We start from the raw sequence: 17,365 nt of genomic DNA, 5'->3' as shown, positions 1-17,365 counted from the left end.
AAGGTTAGTTGGTTGAAGGTTGAAGGTTAGTTGGTTGAAGGTTGAAGGTTAGTTGGTTGAAGGTTGAAGGTTAGTTGGTTGAAGGTTGAAGGTTAGTTGGTTGAAGGTTGAAGGTTAGTTGGTTGAACGCGATTGCGTGGCCTATTGGCCAAGGTTGAACGCGATTGCGTGGCCTTTTGCCCAAGGTTGAATCAGGTTTTTTAAAGTTTTAACCAACATGAGGAGATAATTGAGCTAAACTTATTAGTTATTAAGCTTGCAGGGGAATTATAGGGTTGGAGCTTTGATAGTTAAAGCTAAGCTAATAGCAGAATTTTCCTCAGGGGTGCCAGATGAAATTCAGCGTTGTCATCACGACTTATAATCGCCTAGATTTACTCAAGCGTGCGATAGAAAGCGCACTTGCTCAGACATTTGCCTGTGAAATTGTTATCGTTGACAACGGTTCGTCTGATGGGACCGAAGGTTATGTCAAAGAGCGCAGCGAAGCCTTAGCACGTGGTGGTGAGCAAAGCTTAGTTTATCACCGAAATGCTTACAATAAAGGTCACGCGGAAGCGGTAAATCAAGGGGTAGAGTTGGCAACTGGTGATTGGATCAAGCTGTTGGATGATGATGACTACTTAGCCAGGAACTGTATTGAAGAAATGGCTGATGCGATCGCATTACATCCGAAAGCAGTGATTTGCTCTTGCCAATCGGCTCAAGTAGATACCTTAGGAGCCGAACTAAGTATAACACGGCGAGTGGGTTCACTGCAAAGGTTATATATTGCCCAAGAAGACATTCATTATGGAATGCTTCTGGAAATGGTACCGTTTGGGACCCCAGTACAAGTCGCTTTCTCCCGTGATGGGTTTCTCAGTTCCGGTGGTTGGGATTCTAGCTTAGATACCAACTTTGATGATATTGATTCCTGGATTAAAATTGCTCAGTTTGGGGATGCTATATTTATCAATAAGTGTTTAGCTTACCGGACGGTTTGGTCTGGTGCTTATAATCAAAAGTTTTCGTTCGGGAAACGTCTGAAGACCCATATTTCCATTAAGGAAAAAATCTATGCACAAATCAGTAATAAATACCAAGGTAAAGTGCCATTACTGTGGGAGCTGGGAGCTTATCTGAGATTACATTGGGGCTTAGTAGCTCTTAAACGAGGTAAGTTCCTCAGTGCCGCTAAGTTATTGTTTCCTGAGTGTTTTTCACCGATTGCTTTCTCACCCATTGCTTGGAAGTTACTGTTACTTAGAAAGACTCTAGGCGGCGAACCCTCATTATACCACAAGTTGCCGGTTTAATGGGGCAACTAACTTAAATCATTGGTCATTGGTCGGAAATTGCCTATTGACCATTAACCATTTTATTTAACACAAAGTGATTAATTAGTCAACTAAAATTTAAAAATTGGAAATTGGCTAGTAACCAATTAGCTAGTAACCAATTAGCTAATAACCAATTAACAATTACCAATTAACCCTTAAACATTAAAAATTAACAATTTCCCTGAAGCCAAAGTGATTAACCGGATTTGATCTGACTACAGATTATCAATTTGTTTACGAAGGTCTTCCAACTCTTTGTCAACCGGTGAATCTGAGGAAGTAGATTTTTTCTCCTCTGAAGCTGGTAAAGCTTCTTGAGATACAGAACCACCAGCCAACTGAGCTTTCATTGAGGCCAACTCATCATCAACATCATTGCCTTCCAAGAGTCTAAATTGACTTTCCAAGTCAGCACCACCCAGCTCATGGGCAGCTTGAGAACGAGCCTCCATCTCCAAGACTTTCTGTTCCATACGCTCAAACGCTGCTAAGGAGCCACTAGTATTGAGAGACCCCATGGTTTGTTGTAACTTTTCATTAGCCTTAGCCGCCTGAGCTCGTGCTTTGAGCATATTCTTTTTGGTCTTGGCTTCGGAAATTTTGCCTTCGAGAGCAACCAGATTACGCTTAAGAGTATTGACCTGCTCAGTTTGCTGATCCAACTGAGTTTTCAGGGTAGCAGCAGTATCAGCATTGCTCTTCTTACGCACCAGAGCCTCACGAGCTAGGTTTTCATCCCCTTTGGTCAGAGCCAGCTGAGCTCTCTTCTGCCAGTTGTTAGCTTCTGTTTGGTTTTTGTTGTATTGCTGCTCTGTGCGTTTTTGTTCAGCAATTGACCTGGCAACTGCTTGACGCAATTGAACCAGATCCTCTTGCATATCAACAATAGCTTGATCAAGAATCTTTTCTGGATCCTCAGCCTTGCTGACCATATCGTTCAGATTAGCTCTGACCACTCTGCTCAGGCGATCAAATAATCCCATAACACTGTTTATCCTCTAGGAGTGTACATTGTAGGTAAAAAACTGGCTTGCTGGTGCGTAAGCCTAGTTAAGTTGTCTTGAGGGACAAGCAATTGTTGCTGTCGAGTCTCAAGTCTGGTTGGGTAGCTGAAAAATTCGCGGGCTTGACCCATACCCTAGCCATTAAGACAGGGAGCCTTTGATCCAGTGTAAAAACTTCTTGGGAAAAAGTGCTAGACAACAAGCTAAGGTTTGAACTCTCTGGCGGCTGAACCATGGGGGATTTATCGGGATTGCTGTTCGAGGGGTTAAAAACTGGTTTCCACAGGCGCTTATGATATAATAGTGCCATCTTCAGCAGAAAACGTCCTTGTCTTATTCTACCTATTTGCTTTGTGAGTATTCAGAAAGAAGATAGATAAAGGGATGTTTGCCTGTATAGTAACCCCTTGGGTCAAGGCTCTAAGGTGTTTTGATACAACGTTTCCAACCTGCAATTGAGCTGACCACAGGGACACTAATTACTTTTTCCAGCTATTTATCCAATTTTCCCAAATTTTTCGGTTATTATGCCTGATTTGAGGGTAATTTGGGAGTTTCGGTTCCTTGAATCAGATTAGCTTTCATGGCGGCTAACTCAGCTTCCACATCATCGTTAGCTTCGAGAGCGGCAAATTTCTGATCCAGTTGATTGCTACCTAACTCAGCCATTGCCTCAGACCGGGCTTCAAGCTCCATTACCTTATCTTCCATCTGCTCAAAAGCACTCAAGGCACTACTGGTACCTACATTACCGAGCATCTCATTAATTTTCATGGATGCCTTAGCTGATTGAGCCCGAGCAATATACAAGTTCTTTTTGGTTTTCGCCTCTGAGATTTTATGTTCTAGGGTACGCAGATCTTCCTTGAGCTTGGACACAATATCAGCTTGCTGGGACAGCTGAGCTTTCATAGTTGTGACGGTCACCTGATCAGATTTCCGCCGTGTCAGGGCATCCCGTGCCAACTGGTCGTCTCCTGCTGACAAGGCTAACTGAGCGCGACGGTACCATTGCTCAGCAGCGGCTTGAGCCTGAGAGGCTTGTCGCTCCGTGCGTTTTTGGGTAGCGATCGCTTGAGCTACAGCCTGCCGCATTTGAATCAAATCCTGCTGCATATCATCGACAGCCTGTTCCAGGATTTTCTCAGGATCTTCAGCTTGGTTAATCAGACTATTAAGGCTAGCGCGAATGATTCTAAACATACGATCTAGTAATCCTATGGCAGCTTTCCATCATGATCAGGGCTTAGGGAATGAAAACTGATGTTATTCAGATTGAACCTGACACTTAACACTTAAGTCAAGGACGATAAATCGAAGCAGAAATTCCCTGTTGCTGGAGTTTTTCTAGCAAACCTTGTGCTTCATGTTCAAATTTGAAGGCTCCCATCTGAATGCGGGTACCTTGAGATAATTTGCGCACATAGGCATCAGGAACAATTGTCCTAGCTTGCTGTAGGGAACGTTTACCATCGTAGTTGATCAGCACATAGTAGAAAGGATCGCGAGCAGGTAAAGAATCCTCTGCCACTGTTCTTAGAGATGCGGCTTGATTTTGGAGTGTTTCAGATATAGCTGGTTGAAGTAATCCCGACTGTACCCGTCTTTCTGGGGGTACTAAAGAGCCTGAAGTTGTTGGTAATGATGACAGGGGAACCTTTGGCAGTGGTTGAACAGAAGGCAAAAGTACTGAAGATAAGGAAGACCCTTTAGGAGGCATCGGTCTATTTACCACCTTAGGAGCTGATTCAACCACCTTAGGTAAAGGGAGATCTTTTGTATAAAAAGGTGTTTGCTGCGGTCTTGGAGTACCTTCTACTTGAGAAAGGGTATGTAAGTTCAAGTCTACAAATTCCTCAGATGCCAAATTAGGACCACCCTGTAGGGGAGAATGGGGAACTGACTCAGTCTGTTGTGGTTGATGTGGTTTAATTTCCTGAGGGGTTTTGGAGATCTTGGGGATGATGAAGCTGATCAGCCGCGACAGATCCAGATTACTTAACACCGATGGATTGGAGAAGATATAGGGTAGGGTAGCGCTTAACAACAGCAAAAGTACCATGAAACCGACATTCAACGGAGTCAACAGTTGGTAGGAAACCTGCTTTTGCTTGTCAAATTCTTCTTCGTCTTCTGCCAGACTCTGTAGTAGTTTTTCTGATGATTCGAGATAATCTTCTGGCTGGGTTTGGTTAGCCCCTAACTTGATCAAACTACCTGAGTCTTCAGGCAATTTTTCAGGAGGGTTAAGTTGCTCGGTAGCCTCTTTCTGAATTGCTAGGCTAGCACTTTCCCCATTATTATGCTGGGATACAACTGGTGGCTGAGTAGGTTTCGGGGACTGTGATGACAGGGAATTTAGGGATTCAGTCTCAACCAATGGCTGTTGTGGTTGTTTGAGAGAAGTTTTCCCTTTGGCAGTTAGGTTTGGCAGTGCAATGGTTGATGGCTGGTTTAGTCGAGGGATGGTCTGGTTTGTCGGTGATGGTGAGGGTTTCTGTTGTACCTCACCGACAGAAATTAACTCTAGGGGTTTACGGACCCGGTTACGACCAAGACCACGGTTAGTCATTACTGGGCGTCCTACTCTTCGACGTCGGTAGCGCGCTAATTCTTCCTCTAGTTGTACATCAAGGCTACTCAGAGCAGCTTGTAAAACTGAGTTGAGGTTGTAGTTACCGGTCGAGCTAGGGGAAGAATTAACTGAGGAGTTTTGGCTCATAGCGGACTCTATCGGTAGTTTGTGCTACAGAACAAGCAACAGGACTTACGCAGCCATTCTATCTTGAGGGTCACCCTACTAACTCTAAGCTAGTTTTTTGCCCAGTGTGGCACAGGCTTCTAGCGTGGCACAGGCTTCGACGCTGTGACCTAAGTCCTGAAGAAATTAATTAATTATAGTAAGGCGATATGCTTAAATCTCTCAATCAGATCTTAGATAGGATTACAAATCAGCCCGAGTGGCAAGGTGTACAACGCTTATCATACCTAATTAAGTGTTGGTCTGAAATAGTAGGAGTGAACATAGCTAATCATACCAGACCCTATGCTATCTCCAGGGATATCTTATATGTGGCTACGTCTAGCTCTGTTTGGGCACAAGAACTAAAATTTCAGCGCCGGATGTTGTTGAAACGGCTTAATGCTCGTTGGTCTGAGCCCCTAGTTGACATCCACTTTTCTCCAGCTCAGTGGCAGAAAACACAAGTTTTGGGCAATGGCTATTCACAATCTGAGACCCCAAGCCATAGACATCCTAGCACCATTTTGCCAATGTCTTCATCACTGGTTTCTGAGCAGTTGGATCACACAGAAAACAGAGAAAGTAGTGAAGCCACTGACAAAACTACTGACAAAACTACTGACAAAACTCAGGTACCCCAAGCAGCGTTTAAACGTTGGGCAAAGATGATGCAGATGCGATCGCAAAATTTACCACTTTGTCCTCAGTGTCAGTGTCCGACTCCACCAGGAGAACTCCAGCGTTGGGATGTCTGTGGTCTTTGTGCTATTAAGCAATGGCAAATTTAGAGCAAGGTTTTAGTCGGGAGTTGGGAGTTGGGAGGTAGGGAGTTGGGAGTTGGGAGGTAGGAGTTGGGAGTTGGGAGTTGGGAGTATAGGGCATTCCTGTTCCCTCTTGGCTCTTGGCTCTTGGCTGTTGCCTATTCCCAATTCCCTGTTCCGGGATCTGCTGTTCCCTTGATTTTTAGAACACTGAACTGATACTTTTGCATAAGTTAATCCGAATAACTTCAGTATCTAAATACACTTTTGGTGTGTTTTTTTGCTTGATCCCTATGGGGTTTTGGTATAAAACAAGTCAATTCTTTCAGAAGCTATCGGGTTTTGTTACTTTTTGTAAAATAATTTGTATCTATTTGTAACAAAATAATTAAGAAAATATTAAAGCCTCAGTGGTTAAGGATATGGCTATAACCTAGGCTGGTCAACAGCTTGCTATCTATAACAAGCTGAGGTAAGGGGTAGCAGAATTAAATGTGAAGAGGATATAAATTTTTCCGTAAAAAAGAGTTATCATGAAAACATTGAATTTACCTATATCTAGTTGTCGATTCTGTCGGTATTATCAGTCAGAAGGACGCCGAGGGGGTATGTGTCAACAACTTGGGGTGCCTGTCAGAGCTACCTGGAAAGCTTGTGCTTTTGCTCTGCCTACCTTTTCTTCTTCTTCTTCTTCTTGGGAGAAACTAGAAGAGATTTGGCAAGATGAAGAAATGATGCTCACAGAGGAGCTATCGGTAAAGTGTTCTGAAAACTCCTCTGGGTCAGACATGACCGTTGAAGGTGAGACCATCACCTCTAAGAATTCGTCAACAGACATCATGCTGGTGTAAATTGTTGAGGTAAATTCTTCGTTTGATCAGCAAGAGCAGCTTATTAGCAAGATTAGCAGTATCTTACTAGTAACTTCCACCTTAATACAATCAATAATTCAAATAAACAAATTTCACAAAAACCAGTTTAAACCAAATCTTCTAGTTCTAGTAGTTACCTGCTCAAAGGTGTCAGCTTAAAAAGCCAAATAATTTCATAAAAATCGGCACCTGATATTTGCTATTAAAATAGCTTTCGTCGCACTTTGATTCAACATAAGGTGCGTTTTTTGTTGATAATCAAATTTTGCACCAAGTTTAAAATTGTTTAAAATTAATCTGTAAAGGTAGGGAACAGGGAACGGGGAACTTCGGATCAGTGATAAAATTTGACTCTGTCTTGATGCAGCCCCTCCACACTCGTGCTTTGCATCAAGACAGCGGTAATTGTGCCCTACTCCCTAATCCCTACTCCCTACTCCCTACTCCCTACTCCCTACTCCCCAGAAATTTGTACCTCACCAATTGATAACTGCTATAATCTAAGGTAACCAAGGATATTGACGAAAATCTGGTGGACGCTTTTCTAGGAAAGCTTGTTTACCTTCGGCTCCTTCTTCTGTCATGTAATAGAGTAAGGTAGCATTACCAGCTAGCTCTTGTAGACCAGCTTGACCGTCGCAATCGGCGTTAAATGCAGCTTTCAAGCAACGAATGGCAATAGGGCTCTTTGTCAAAATTTCCTTTGCCCACTGTAGCCCTTCCGCTTCCAACTGCTCCACTGGAACTACACAGTTAACTAAACCCATTTCTAGGGCTTGAGATGCGGTGTATTGACGACAAAGAAACCAAATTTCTCGGGCTTTTTTTTGACCAACAATTCGGGCAAGATAGCTAGCGCCAAACCCACCATCAAAACTACCCACTTTCGGGCCAGTTTGACCAAAGATAGCATTATCAGCGGCAATAGTTAGGTCACAAATCAGATGTAGGACATGACCACCACCAATAGCATATCCAGCAACTAGGGCAATCACTACTTTGGGTATGGAACGAATCAGGCGTTGCAAATCCAATACGTTTAAGCGAGGAACGCCATCTTCTCCAATATATCCAGCCTTGCCTCGTACACTTTGGTCACCACCAGCACAAAAGGCGTATTTGCCATCGGTGTGGGGACCAGCACCAGTCAATAGGACAACACCAATACTGTGATCTTCACGGGCATCACAGAAAGCATCATAAAGTTCAAAGACAGTTTTGGGACGAAAGGCGTTGCGTTTGTGGGGACGATTGATGGTAATTTTAGCAATACCGTCGGTTTTGTGGTATAAAATGTCTTCGTAAGTTTTGGCAGTTTGCCAGTCAATTTGCATAAAGTTTTCCACGCGATCGCTGTTTAAGTTCACAATGATATCAAATTCATAAGGTTCCCTTGTTTTTAAGCATTGTCATTCCCACTTACAATCGCTTACCGATTCTAAAAAAGTGCCTAATCGCGTTAGAACATCAGCAACTTAGACAAGATAGCCAGATCTGGGATTATGAAGTTGTTTTAGTGGATGATGGCTCAACGGATGGCACTTTAGATTGGTTGGCAGCACACGGGGATCAGTTTCCCCATGTACGCTCATTTGCTCAAAACCATGCTGGACCGGCTGCAGCCCGGAATCTAGGGGTGAAGGAGGCTAAGGGTGAAATAATTATCTTTATTGATAGTGATTTAGTAGTTACTGAGCATTTCCTCCAGTCTCATGCTGATGCTTTGGTACAGGCACAGCAGCGTCTGGGATGCGATCGCTTATTCACTTACGGTTGGGTGATCAATACCTGTAATTTCGAGGACCCTACCAGCGAACCCTATAAAATTACCGATTTCTCTGCTGCCTATTTTGCGACGGGGAATGTTGCGATCGCACGAAAATGGCTATTAGAAGCTGGACTCTTTGATACTCGCTTCCAACTCTATGGCTGGGAAGACTTAGAACTAGGTGTCCGACTCAAACAACTGGGCTTAAAACTGATTAAATGTCCCCAAGCTGTAGGTTATCATTGGCATCCTCCCTTTAGCCTCGACCAAATTCCCCGGATGATTGACCGGGAAATTCAACGGGGGCGTATGGGTGTGTTATTCTACCGGAAGCACCCTACCTGGGAAGTCAGGATGATGATTCAGATGACCTGGCTACACCGATTACTCTGGGGGATTCTGTCTTTAGGTGGACGACTCAACGAACGCACCATGGCTCCCTTTTTACAATGGCTAATTGACCGAGGTAAATCCCAGCTAGCCTTAGAAATTGCCCGAATTTTCCTTAACTGGTATAACGTTCAAGGTGTTTATGCTGCTAATCGGGAGATGGAAGGTTGAAGGTTGGAGGTTGAAGGTTGGATGTTGAAGGTTGAAGGTTGAAGGTTGAAGGTTGAAGGTTGAAGGTTGAAGGTTGAAAGTTGGAGGTTAGAGGTTGGAAGTTGAAGGTTGAAGGTTGGAGGTTGGAAGTTCAAGGTTGGAAGTTGAAGGTTGAAGGTTGGAGGTTGAAGGTGGTCGGTTCGAGGTTGACAGTCAAGAAAATAAATATTTAAGCTGATTTGCATTTAAATTGGTTATTTCCCGTTCCCTGTTCCCTGTTCCCTGTTCCCTGTTCCCTGTTCCCTGTTCCCTGTTCCCTGTTCCCTAAAATATGTAGTGATTACTGGAAAGATAAAGCTGCGATCGCTAAACAACCCCATCCTAGGATCAACGCCGCACCACCTAATGGTGCGATTGCTCCTAGCCACTTGATCCCGGTTAAACTCAGGGCGTACAAACTACCAGAAAAAATTGCAATTCCAGCGATAAAAGCTGAGCCAGCTAAGGTAAGGGGAGTTTGTGCTACTTCTGCGCGGCTCAACAACAAGGCTACCAACATTAGCGCTAGGGAATGGTACATTTGATAGCGGGCACCAGTCTGAAAAATTTCCAATCCTCGTTAGCGCTACGCGCACGCTACGCGAACGGTCAGTTTTTCTTTCAAAGCGTGGCTAGCAAAGGCTCCAGCTACTACTGATAATGCTCCTAAGATTGATGCGATCGCTAAAAAAATCCGAGTCATCAATTTTATTAGTCCTAAATCCTAAAGTGTAAAATTATAAAAGATTCTCCCTTCTTCAGTAACCTCAAAGGTAGCATCATACTCTCTAGCTTTTTGATCGAGATAGTCTTGAGCTACAGCTATAGGAAGTTTGGCTGTCATTGCTAATTTCAATACTGAAATTCTACCATTTTCGTCTTCAATCAAGCTATAAAATGTATACTGAAGGTGTTCGAGGACTTCTTTTTGCTCTTGTCGATACATTCCCCATGCTAACCATACTCCCCAAAAGGTAGCTGGGATACCTACTATCAAACTTCCCAGCGCATCAACTTTATCCTGTGATGTTGCTTCCCTTCGATTTGAAACTACCACAGGTACCGTCAATAATAGAATACCCAAGGTAAGCACTAAGCCAGCAGATATTTTTTTAAACCGTTTCATTATAATAGCAAACTTTTAACAAAGATGGTTTATTACCATGACCAGACAATTTCGATTAGGTGTAAGCTAAAGCCCTTTGGCCACGCTACTTGAGGTGCTATCAGCTAATCAGCTATCAGGTTTATTTTTAAACTGACCGCTGACGGCTGACCGCTGACTGCTTATTTTTTTTACTTACGAATAGCTTCCAATAAGCGAGAATAGTAAAAGCTAGTGCTAGTCATTTCCTGTCGCTGAATCGAAAACCCATTATTTTCTAAAATAGTAACAATATCTGCTTCTCGATGCTGATAGGCACGAGTGGTTTTACTTGGTCCTGGAAAAAACTCACCAATCTTTTTAAGTGCAGTAAGAAGCAACGTTTTCGGCGCAAAGCTAAGAATTAAACGAGACTCGGCCAAAGAGGCTAAGTGAGTTATCATTTCAGCCGCTTTATCCTGAGGATAATGAATCAAAACATCTAGACAAATTACGGTGTGGTAGCTACCACCTAACCCTTCCAAATCCTTGACCATAAACGAGAGATTGTCACTATTCCCTAAACTCTCCTTAGCCCTTACCTGCGCTTCTTCTACCATTTTGTGAGAAATGTCACTAGCAAAAACTATAGCGCTATTTTTGGCCAGAGGAATACTCAGACTCCCAACACCACAGCCAGCATCACAAATCGACAAACTTGACAAATTTCCATCAGCCTCCAGCCAACTGATCACTTTATCCACAGTCTGCTGATGACCAATCCGGATATCTTGCTGTACCCGGTTAACCTCGCCATCACCATAAATCCGCCGCCAACGGTCAAAACCAGTGGCATTAAAATAATCCTTAACAATCGCCTTATCATTAACTGTATTCATATTTAATAACAAAAACTCTCCTGAGCTTGGTGTCTTTCCCGTATTTACGGTTCATCAAAAATCATCCCATGGATATTGACGACCTTCTCCAATCCTTTAAATACTTTGGCGTTGAGCTTGGCTTAGAACGCATAGATCAACTTCTATCGCGCTTAGGTAACCCCCACCAGAAGTTTCCAATCATTCACGTGGCTGGAACTAATGGTAAAGGCTCAGTTTGTGCCTACCTGTCTTCTATACTCACCAAAGCTGGCTACCGAGTCGGACGTTATACTTCTCCTCACCTGGTGGATTGGACAGAACGGATTTGCCTTAACCAAGAACCCATCTCCACCCATACCCTAGGCACAATTTTGCAGCAAGTTAAGGCAGCAATTCCAAAAAACTGTTCCGATCCACCAACCCTATTTGAAGTGACTACTGCTGCTGCTTGGTTGTATTTTGCTCAGCAGCAGGTGGATGTGGCTGTAATAGAAGTGGGATTGGGAGGACGGCTGGATGCAACGAATGTATGCGATCGCGTTTTGGTTAGTATAATCACATCCCTGAGTTGGGAACATTGGCAGCGCCTGGGACCGACCTTGGCTGATATTGCCAAGGAGAAGGCTGGAATCCTAAAGCCTGGCTGTCCTGCGGTAATTGGTCCGCTCCCCCCTGAACCTAGGGCAGTGGTTGAATCAAGGGTGAATCAGTTGGGATGTCCAGTGGTGTGGGTAGACTCAGCAGTAGAGTTGCCAGAGGGGAAGATGCCAAGCACCCGAAAAGATCTCAGATGGGTGGAGTATGGGGGAATCAGCTATAGTTTGCCGTTGTTGGGCCAGGTACAGTTGGTTAATTCGGCGATTGCGATCGCAACGGTACAAGTTCTGCAACAGCAGGGTTGGGAGATTCCAGAAAATGCGATCGCATTGGGGATGGCCAAAACCACTTGGCTGGGACGTTTGCAGTGGACTAGCTGGGAGAATCACCATTTACTGATTGATGGAGCCCATAATCAAGCCTCTGCTCAGGTTTTGAGACAATATGTTGATACCCTAGGTAAATCCGTCAACTGGGTAATGGGTATACTCTCAACCAAAGACCATGCTGGTATTTTTAATGCCTTGCTCAGACCAGGGGATCGATTATCTCTAGTGCCAGTACCTGACCATAGTTCAGCTGAGCTAGACTACTTGGCTACTCTCGCGCAACAAATTTGTCCAACCTTAGCCGATTGTGCTACTTATCCAGAGTTAGTGACAGGACTCCGTGCTATTTTTAACAAAGCCGAACCTGACGAGAGGATTACTGTCCTTTGTGGCTCTCTGTACCTAGTTGGTCACTTTTTGCGAACACAAGCTTTTGTTGGTGGTAATGGGTAATGGGTAATGGCTAATGGCTACAATAATCAATTTCACGATTAATCAAAAAATTGTCATGATTGTGAGATAGATTGGGTACCATAAATAGCACCCTAATGTTGATTTCCATGACCCTGGGTTATACAAAAATTTCCCTGAATTCCCCATCTACCTAACTCAGATAGGGTACCTAAATCAATTGTGAAAATTTTTGAGCCCAAGTTTCCTACTCCCTACTCCCTACTCCCTACTCCCTACTCCCTACTCCCTACTCCCTTTGCTAGATATGGTTAACCGTTTGAAAAATTTATTTTCCCGGCGCAAGCAAGGTGTTGGTATAGAATTAGCCCCAGAACGAATTCATATTGCTCAATTGCAGCGGCAAGGTCAGAGCCTCAAAGCTACCACCCTATATGCTCATGAGGTTCCAGAAGGAATCTGGGAAGGAGGACAGATTGTTGATTCCCCTGGTTTAGCGGAACTGATTCGAGAAGCCCTACAGGAGAGTCAAGTCAAAGTGGAGCGGGTTGCTACTGCTTTACCAATGCGGGAAGCAGTAATCCGGATTATTCCCATTCCTGCTGAGCTAGATGATAACGAGCTCCGGGATATGGTACTCAACCATGAAGCTGGCTTATATTTGCCCTATCCCCGGGAAGAAGTGGATTTGGATTATCAGAAACTGGGCTTCTTCGTGGATGAAGATGGAATCGAAAAGGTACAAGTCCTGCTGGTGGCTACTCGTAAGGAAATCACCGATAGCTATCTCGATACCTTTGAGCAGGTAGGGTTACAAGTAGATGTACTCGAAATTAATAGCTTTGCCCTGATTCGGACTATCCGAGAACAACTGCGTCAATTTCCTTCCCAAGAGGCAGCCGTTCTGGTAGATCTTGAATTTGATAGTACTGAAATTGCGATAATTGTAGATGGTGTACCGCAGTTTTCCCGTACTGTTCCCATTGGTACCTACCAACTTCAGAGTGCTTTATCACGGGCGATGAATTTACCAGCCTCTAGAAATACCGAACTCCTCCAGGGGATGACTATTCCCAGTACCCCAGTTGATGGCATTCGCACCGGCTCGACCGGGGTAAATCCAGGGATGGTGGCTCTGATCCAAGTCTTGGGAGAAATTGCCGATGAACTAAGGCGCTCTATCGATTTTTACCTCAATCAGATGGACAATCTAGAAGTAGCCCAACTCCTACTAGCTGGTCCTGGGGGTGGTATCGGACAACTTGATGAATTTTTTACCCAACGGTTAAGCTTGCCCACGATTCAGGTGGATCCCGTGGCGGCTCTTTCCCTAGAAGTGGAGAAAGATATTCCGATGGTACAACGACCGAGCTTAGGAACTGTGCTTGGATTAGGATTACGAGAGGTATAGCACTATGTATAGTCTTGATATTAATTTTTTAAAAGACCGAAATCCTGAGGAGATCAAGTCTGTTCAGGAGGTCGGCGGTAGACAAGGGATGGCTCTAGGGGAAATGACCCCTCTACTGATTGGAGCTGCAGTGGGTCTAATCCTACCTGGATTGGTGGGAGGCTTTTGGGTAGTTCTCCAACATCAAAACGCCCGCTTGAAAGAAGAAATTGCTGATGTTGACAAGAAACTGGCAGCCTTGGGAGCGCAAAAGCAACGAATTAGTAAGCTAAACAAGGAACTCAAGCTGGTAAACGACGAAACTAATGCTCTTGCCAGTGTCTTTAATCAAATTAAGCCTTGGTCAGCAATGTTACAGGACATTCGTGAGCGCACTCCCCCCGGAGTCCAAATTAAAGACATCGAGCAACAGCAAGTCACTGACAAAAACGCTTCTAAGGATGAGTCTAGCGCTAACTCACGACCTAAAATCGAGCTGGATATTTCCGGTACAGCTCGAACCTTTGATGATGTGAATTACTTTTTGCTGACCCTACAGAATTCTTCCTTTTTCGATAAAAATGACACTCAACTGCTCAAAGCTCAGTTAGTTAATAATCCCACCAAATTAGAAATTCCTGAGAGTCAAAAAGAATTAGTAACTCAGGTCAAATATACCCTGCCTAAAGTCGTAGAATATACTATTAAAACTCAACTGAGTGATATCCCCGCTTCTGAACTCTTAAAAGAGTTAGACCGTAAAGGAGCAGTAGGATTAGTGACTCGGATTAGAAACCTTCAATCCCAAGGAGTGATTCAACAATGACCTATGCTACTGATGACGACTTTATGAGTGTTGAAGGTCAGGAGGAAGATCCTGAGTATCCTACTGCCTTCGGCATTACCTTTACTCCCCAAGTTTCTGGGATTACCTTTGCTATTCTTGGTCTGGCAGCTGCTTTCTATCTAGCGATGAACCTGATGCTACCGGCTTGGCAGGAGTATCAGACTTTAAAAAATGATTTATCAACCAAGCAAAATGACCTCCAAAATCCCGAAGTACTCCAGAAAAAAATTAAAGAGAAAGAGGAGGAACTCAAGCAAGCTAAACAGCAAAACCGCCGGGTATTGAGTCAGTTTTCCACAGAAAAAAGTCTGGATACCTTATTGCTTGATCTCAATACCTTTGTTAAGAATACTAGAGGCACTTTGCTTAAATATGAACCAGATTCCGAGGGAATCAATATAGTTAATGATGGCTCTTTAGGAACCCTAGTTGATGGCAAATTAAAACGGAGAACCGTCAATGTGGAAATTGAGGGTAGCTTCCAACAAGTCCAGTCAATTATGCGCAGCTTTGAGCGGCTACAAGCGATGTTGCTGATCAAAGACCTAGAAGCTGAAATCACTGAACCGCAAACACTAGTGCTACAGCAAGGTAGAGTAGTTCCTGGTCCTCAACCTAAGCTTAAAACTAGCTTAACCCTGGAAGCTCTCATGCCTGCTAGAGATTTGGATAAGGAGGAAGAAGAAAAAGCTGAGGAAAAGGATGGTAAGAAACAGTCAGGTAAGAAGAAATAATCCCAAGTTCCTTTAGTCTTGCTATATTATTGCTACCAATTTAATGATGGGGAGATGGCAAGATTGGGGAATTGAGCGGTAGCCAAGTTGTTGGAAATTGAGATAACCTGCTGTTTTATGGATCTGACAGGATTATTAGTGTTGGTTATTGTTGTTGTTGTTTGTTGAGTGTTTAGTGTTTTCTCTTTAACGTCTCAACGGTCAATAGTCAATAGTCAACCTTCAACAGCCCTTAATATGAGATTATTTCTGTGATTTCAGTCAGGAGATTTGAGGAATAAAGCGTGAGACAGATTCAAGTATGTGGTGGAGTGTTCGCGGCTACAGCAGTGGCTTTATGGTCAACACAGCCTGTAGTAGCAGCAAGCCAAGTTAGTGCCATACGGTTCAACCAGCAGGGGAGTGAACTGGAGCTGAAACTTGAGACAAAAGGGGGTAATGAGCCTCCACAGATTTTTGCTGTCAACCAAGGCAATGTCTTGGTAGCTGATCTGGTTAATACCCAGCTGAGTTTGCCCCAAGGGACTAACTTCCGTAAGACAAACCCCCTACCCAATATCAGTGCGGTTGCGGTTAAGGAACTGGATGACAACCGGGTCAGGGTGACGATTCGAGGCACTGACAAACTCCCAATTAGTTCACTAATCCAAAGGGACCCTCAGGGAATTACCTTAGGCATTGACACCACTACTGAGAATCAGGGGATATTATCTATCCAAGACTCATCGGTGATCAAGCTGGCTCAAGTTCCTAATGCTCAAGTTCCTAATAGAGGAACTAATGCTGAAACGGAACAGATGGAGAAACCGGCGGAACTTTCCGAACCAGAACCAGAGGCTAACCCCTCAGAAACTCCTGAACCTCCAGAAATCGTGGCTCCTGAACCAGATGTGCTGGTACCTGAGCCAGAAATTATTATTGATGGGATACCAGCAGCTCCAGCTAATGCAGTGCAACCGATTGCGCCAGCGCCCCCCTTCTTACCTAGAGCAGTAGCACCACCAGTGGGGGATATTGCTGTTTCTAATATTAATGCTGCTGCTAGCACTATAGATCTCGGAACAGCAACTCTAGTGCCTCGTTTAGTATTACGAGAAGCACCGATTCGAGAAGTGTTGTCTCTGTTAGCTCGTTCTGCTGGACTCAATCTGGCCTTTGCTGAGTCAGATGAAGACTCCGGTGCAGCACAGTTCACCATTTCTATTGATTTAGAAAACGAACCGGTTCAAGATGCTTTCAACTATATTCTCCAGCTGTCTGGTCTTCAGGCTAACCGTCGGGGAAGCACAATTTTTGTTGGGGCAAAACTCCCTCAAGCGGCTCGTAATCTAATTAGTCGTACTCTACGGCTCAATCAAGCCAGTGTCCAAGGGGCTGCTACTTTCCTAGCCACTCAGGGAGCAGAAGTGCAACAGGTAGTAATCGAGACGGAAGAAATCATCGATCCTGAAACCCAACGAGTGGTGCGACAAATCGAACGACCCCCAGAGATTCGAGCAATTACTAGTGAGCAGGAAGACGCTAGCCAAGGGGCACTGTTGCTGAGGGGATTAGCAGTATCTACCGATGACCGACTTAATTCCATATCTCTGGTGGGTGAGCCCAGGCAAATTGAAATTGCGACCTCTTTACTCAAACAGTTGGATGCTCGTCGCCGTCAAGTGGCGGTAAATGTCAAGATTATCGATGTTAACCTAGCTGGAACCGATGCCTATAATGCCAGTTTCTCCTTCGGGATTAATGATACCTTTGTAGTCAGTGATGGCGGAGCCGCAGCCGTTAATTTCGGTAGGGTTAATCCCCCCAGTAGAGATGATGTAATTAGTGGTCAGTTTCCTAATATTGAGCCATTTGATTTTCGAGCTGTAGACGGAGATGGTGATATATTCTTCGATAGACAAAATGCTCCCTTTGATAATATCGTTGATGGTTTCGTTGAAGGTAATATTCCATCACCCTTTGCCCGTCCCGGCTTTGGTCGAAATAGTAATCCATTCCAGCCAGGTGTGCAGGAAGTGGATGAAAACGGGTTTGAGTTTACCA

General features: G+C 44.2%; 18 protein-coding genes. 10 read left to right on the top strand and 8 right to left on the bottom strand.

Annotated elements, in window-relative coordinates; genetic code table 11:
- Positions 1-332: 332 nt before the first annotated feature.
- Complete coding sequence (locus F6K51_RS30705) at positions 333-1,298, top strand: glycosyltransferase family 2 protein (RefSeq protein ID WP_293027646.1); 966 nt, start codon at positions 333-335, stop codon at positions 1,296-1,298.
- Between the two features lie 239 nt (positions 1,299-1,537).
- On the opposite strand, the gene F6K51_RS30700 is transcribed toward F6K51_RS30705, so the two are convergent.
- From F6K51_RS30700 to F6K51_RS30690, 3 genes are all read right to left on the bottom strand, one after another.
- Complete coding sequence (locus F6K51_RS30700) at positions 1,538-2,305, bottom strand: PspA/IM30 family protein (RefSeq protein ID WP_293027643.1); 768 nt, start codon at positions 2,303-2,305, stop codon at positions 1,538-1,540.
- Between the two features lie 546 nt (positions 2,306-2,851).
- A complete protein-coding gene (locus F6K51_RS30695) occupies positions 2,852-3,547 on the bottom strand; it encodes a PspA/IM30 family protein (protein ID WP_293027655.1) in 696 nt (231 codons plus the stop codon).
- Between the two features lie 79 nt (positions 3,548-3,626).
- Complete coding sequence (locus F6K51_RS30690; RefSeq protein WP_293027640.1) at positions 3,627-5,048, bottom strand: hypothetical protein; 1,422 nt, start codon at positions 5,046-5,048, stop codon at positions 3,627-3,629.
- Between the two features lie 188 nt (positions 5,049-5,236).
- On the opposite strand from F6K51_RS30690, the gene F6K51_RS30685 reads away from it, so the two are divergent.
- The 3 genes from F6K51_RS30685 (at position 5,237) to F6K51_RS30675 (ending at position 7,189) form a co-directional block, all read left to right on the top strand.
- Positions 5,237-5,857, top strand: coding sequence for a DciA family protein (locus F6K51_RS30685; RefSeq protein WP_293027637.1), 621 nt, complete (start codon positions 5,237-5,239; stop codon positions 5,855-5,857).
- A gap of 506 nt (positions 5,858-6,363) precedes the next feature.
- The gene (locus F6K51_RS30680; RefSeq protein ID WP_293027634.1) at positions 6,364-6,681 is read left to right on the top strand and encodes a hypothetical protein; all 318 of its coding nucleotides are present in this window, start codon (positions 6,364-6,366) and stop codon (positions 6,679-6,681) included.
- A gap of 358 nt (positions 6,682-7,039) precedes the next feature.
- Positions 7,040-7,189 carry a hypothetical protein gene (locus tag F6K51_RS30675; protein WP_293027632.1) on the top strand — a complete coding sequence of 50 codons (150 nt, stop codon included), beginning with the start codon at positions 7,040-7,042 and terminating at the stop codon, positions 7,187-7,189.
- Positions 7,190-7,202: 13 nt separating this feature from the next.
- Here F6K51_RS30675 and menB read toward each other — a convergent pair whose 3' ends face one another.
- Positions 7,203-8,036 (bottom strand): 1,4-dihydroxy-2-naphthoyl-CoA synthase, encoded by an 834-nt coding sequence (gene menB, locus F6K51_RS30670; protein WP_293027652.1) that lies wholly within the window; start codon positions 8,034-8,036, stop codon positions 7,203-7,205.
- A 59-nt stretch (positions 8,037-8,095) separates the two neighbouring features.
- Here menB and F6K51_RS30665 point away from each other — a divergent pair, with 59 nt between their 5' ends.
- A complete protein-coding gene (locus F6K51_RS30665) occupies positions 8,096-9,031 on the top strand; it encodes a glycosyltransferase (protein ID WP_293027630.1) in 936 nt (311 codons plus the stop codon).
- Here the strand turns inward: F6K51_RS30665 and F6K51_RS30660 are convergent.
- From F6K51_RS30660 to bchM, 4 genes are all read right to left on the bottom strand, one after another.
- The gene (locus F6K51_RS30660; protein ID WP_293027627.1) at positions 9,001-9,255 is read right to left on the bottom strand and encodes a restriction endonuclease; all 255 of its coding nucleotides are present in this window, start codon (positions 9,253-9,255) and stop codon (positions 9,001-9,003) included. The two genes, F6K51_RS30665 and F6K51_RS30660, sit on opposite strands and share 31 nt — an antisense overlap.
- Positions 9,256-9,350: 95 nt before the next feature.
- Positions 9,351-9,569, bottom strand: coding sequence for a DUF423 domain-containing protein (locus tag F6K51_RS38670; RefSeq protein WP_365940384.1), 219 nt, complete (start codon positions 9,567-9,569; stop codon positions 9,351-9,353).
- A gap of 204 nt (positions 9,570-9,773) precedes the next feature.
- Complete coding sequence (locus F6K51_RS30650; protein ID WP_293027624.1) at positions 9,774-10,175, bottom strand: hypothetical protein; 402 nt, start codon at positions 10,173-10,175, stop codon at positions 9,774-9,776.
- A 170-nt stretch (positions 10,176-10,345) separates the two neighbouring features.
- Positions 10,346-11,032 (bottom strand): magnesium protoporphyrin IX methyltransferase, encoded by a 687-nt coding sequence (gene bchM / locus F6K51_RS30645; RefSeq protein ID WP_293027621.1) that lies wholly within the window; start codon positions 11,030-11,032, stop codon positions 10,346-10,348.
- Positions 11,033-11,100: 68 nt separating this feature from the next.
- Here bchM and F6K51_RS30640 point away from each other — a divergent pair, with 68 nt between their 5' ends.
- From F6K51_RS30640 to F6K51_RS30620, 5 genes are all read left to right on the top strand, one after another.
- Positions 11,101-12,393, top strand: coding sequence for a folylpolyglutamate synthase/dihydrofolate synthase family protein (locus F6K51_RS30640; RefSeq protein ID WP_293027618.1), 1,293 nt, complete (start codon positions 11,101-11,103; stop codon positions 12,391-12,393).
- Between the two features lie 265 nt (positions 12,394-12,658).
- Positions 12,659-13,762, top strand: coding sequence for a type IV pilus assembly protein PilM (gene pilM / locus F6K51_RS30635; protein WP_293027649.1), 1,104 nt, complete (start codon positions 12,659-12,661; stop codon positions 13,760-13,762).
- Between the two features lie 4 nt (positions 13,763-13,766).
- A complete protein-coding gene (locus tag F6K51_RS30630) occupies positions 13,767-14,567 on the top strand; it encodes a PilN domain-containing protein (RefSeq protein WP_293027615.1) in 801 nt (266 codons plus the stop codon).
- Positions 14,564-15,322, top strand: a complete 759-nt coding sequence (locus tag F6K51_RS30625) for a hypothetical protein (protein WP_293027612.1) — start codon at positions 14,564-14,566, stop codon at positions 15,320-15,322. The genes F6K51_RS30630 and F6K51_RS30625 overlap by 4 nt, the downstream gene beginning before the upstream one ends.
- Before the next feature lie 284 nt (positions 15,323-15,606).
- A partial coding sequence (locus F6K51_RS30620) for an AMIN domain-containing protein (RefSeq protein WP_293027609.1) occupies positions 15,607-17,365 on the top strand: 1,759 nt, incomplete at its 3' end.

The sequence above is a fragment of the Moorena sp. SIO3I8 genome, from assembly GCF_010692325.1.
GTDB lineage: Bacteria > Cyanobacteriota > Cyanobacteriia > Cyanobacteriales > Coleofasciculaceae > Moorena.
Note: the sequence above shows the minus strand (reverse complement) of the source record. Positions and strands in the feature narration are given on the sequence as shown.

What these genes read in the sequence shown, in the direction of transcription:
- F6K51_RS30705 (WP_293027646.1), top strand. Translation starts at nt 333, where the DNA reads ATGAAATTCAGCGTTGTCATCACGACTTATAATCGCCTAGATTTACTC.
- F6K51_RS30660 (WP_293027627.1), bottom strand. Translation starts at nt 9,255, where the DNA reads ATGCAAATCAGCTTAAATATTTATTTTCTTGACTGTCAACCTCGAACC.
- F6K51_RS30690 (WP_293027640.1), bottom strand. Translation starts at nt 5,048, where the DNA reads ATGAGCCAAAACTCCTCAGTTAATTCTTCCCCTAGCTCGACCGGTAAC.
- F6K51_RS30700 (WP_293027643.1), bottom strand. Translation starts at nt 2,305, where the DNA reads ATGGGATTATTTGATCGCCTGAGCAGAGTGGTCAGAGCTAATCTGAAC.
- bchM (WP_293027621.1), bottom strand. Translation starts at nt 11,032, where the DNA reads ATGAATACAGTTAATGATAAGGCGATTGTTAAGGATTATTTTAATGCC.
- F6K51_RS30685 (WP_293027637.1), top strand. Translation starts at nt 5,237, where the DNA reads ATGCTTAAATCTCTCAATCAGATCTTAGATAGGATTACAAATCAGCCC.
- F6K51_RS30680 (WP_293027634.1), top strand. Translation starts at nt 6,364, where the DNA reads ATGAAAACATTGAATTTACCTATATCTAGTTGTCGATTCTGTCGGTAT.
- F6K51_RS38670 (WP_365940384.1), bottom strand. Translation starts at nt 9,569, where the DNA reads ATGTTGGTAGCCTTGTTGTTGAGCCGCGCAGAAGTAGCACAAACTCCC.
- F6K51_RS30640 (WP_293027618.1), top strand. Translation starts at nt 11,101, where the DNA reads ATGGATATTGACGACCTTCTCCAATCCTTTAAATACTTTGGCGTTGAG.
- menB (WP_293027652.1), bottom strand. Translation starts at nt 8,036, where the DNA reads ATGCAAATTGACTGGCAAACTGCCAAAACTTACGAAGACATTTTATAC.
- F6K51_RS30630 (WP_293027615.1), top strand. Translation starts at nt 13,767, where the DNA reads ATGTATAGTCTTGATATTAATTTTTTAAAAGACCGAAATCCTGAGGAG.
- F6K51_RS30625 (WP_293027612.1), top strand. Translation starts at nt 14,564, where the DNA reads ATGACCTATGCTACTGATGACGACTTTATGAGTGTTGAAGGTCAGGAG.
- pilM (WP_293027649.1), top strand. Translation starts at nt 12,659, where the DNA reads ATGGTTAACCGTTTGAAAAATTTATTTTCCCGGCGCAAGCAAGGTGTT.
- F6K51_RS30650 (WP_293027624.1), bottom strand. Translation starts at nt 10,175, where the DNA reads ATGAAACGGTTTAAAAAAATATCTGCTGGCTTAGTGCTTACCTTGGGT.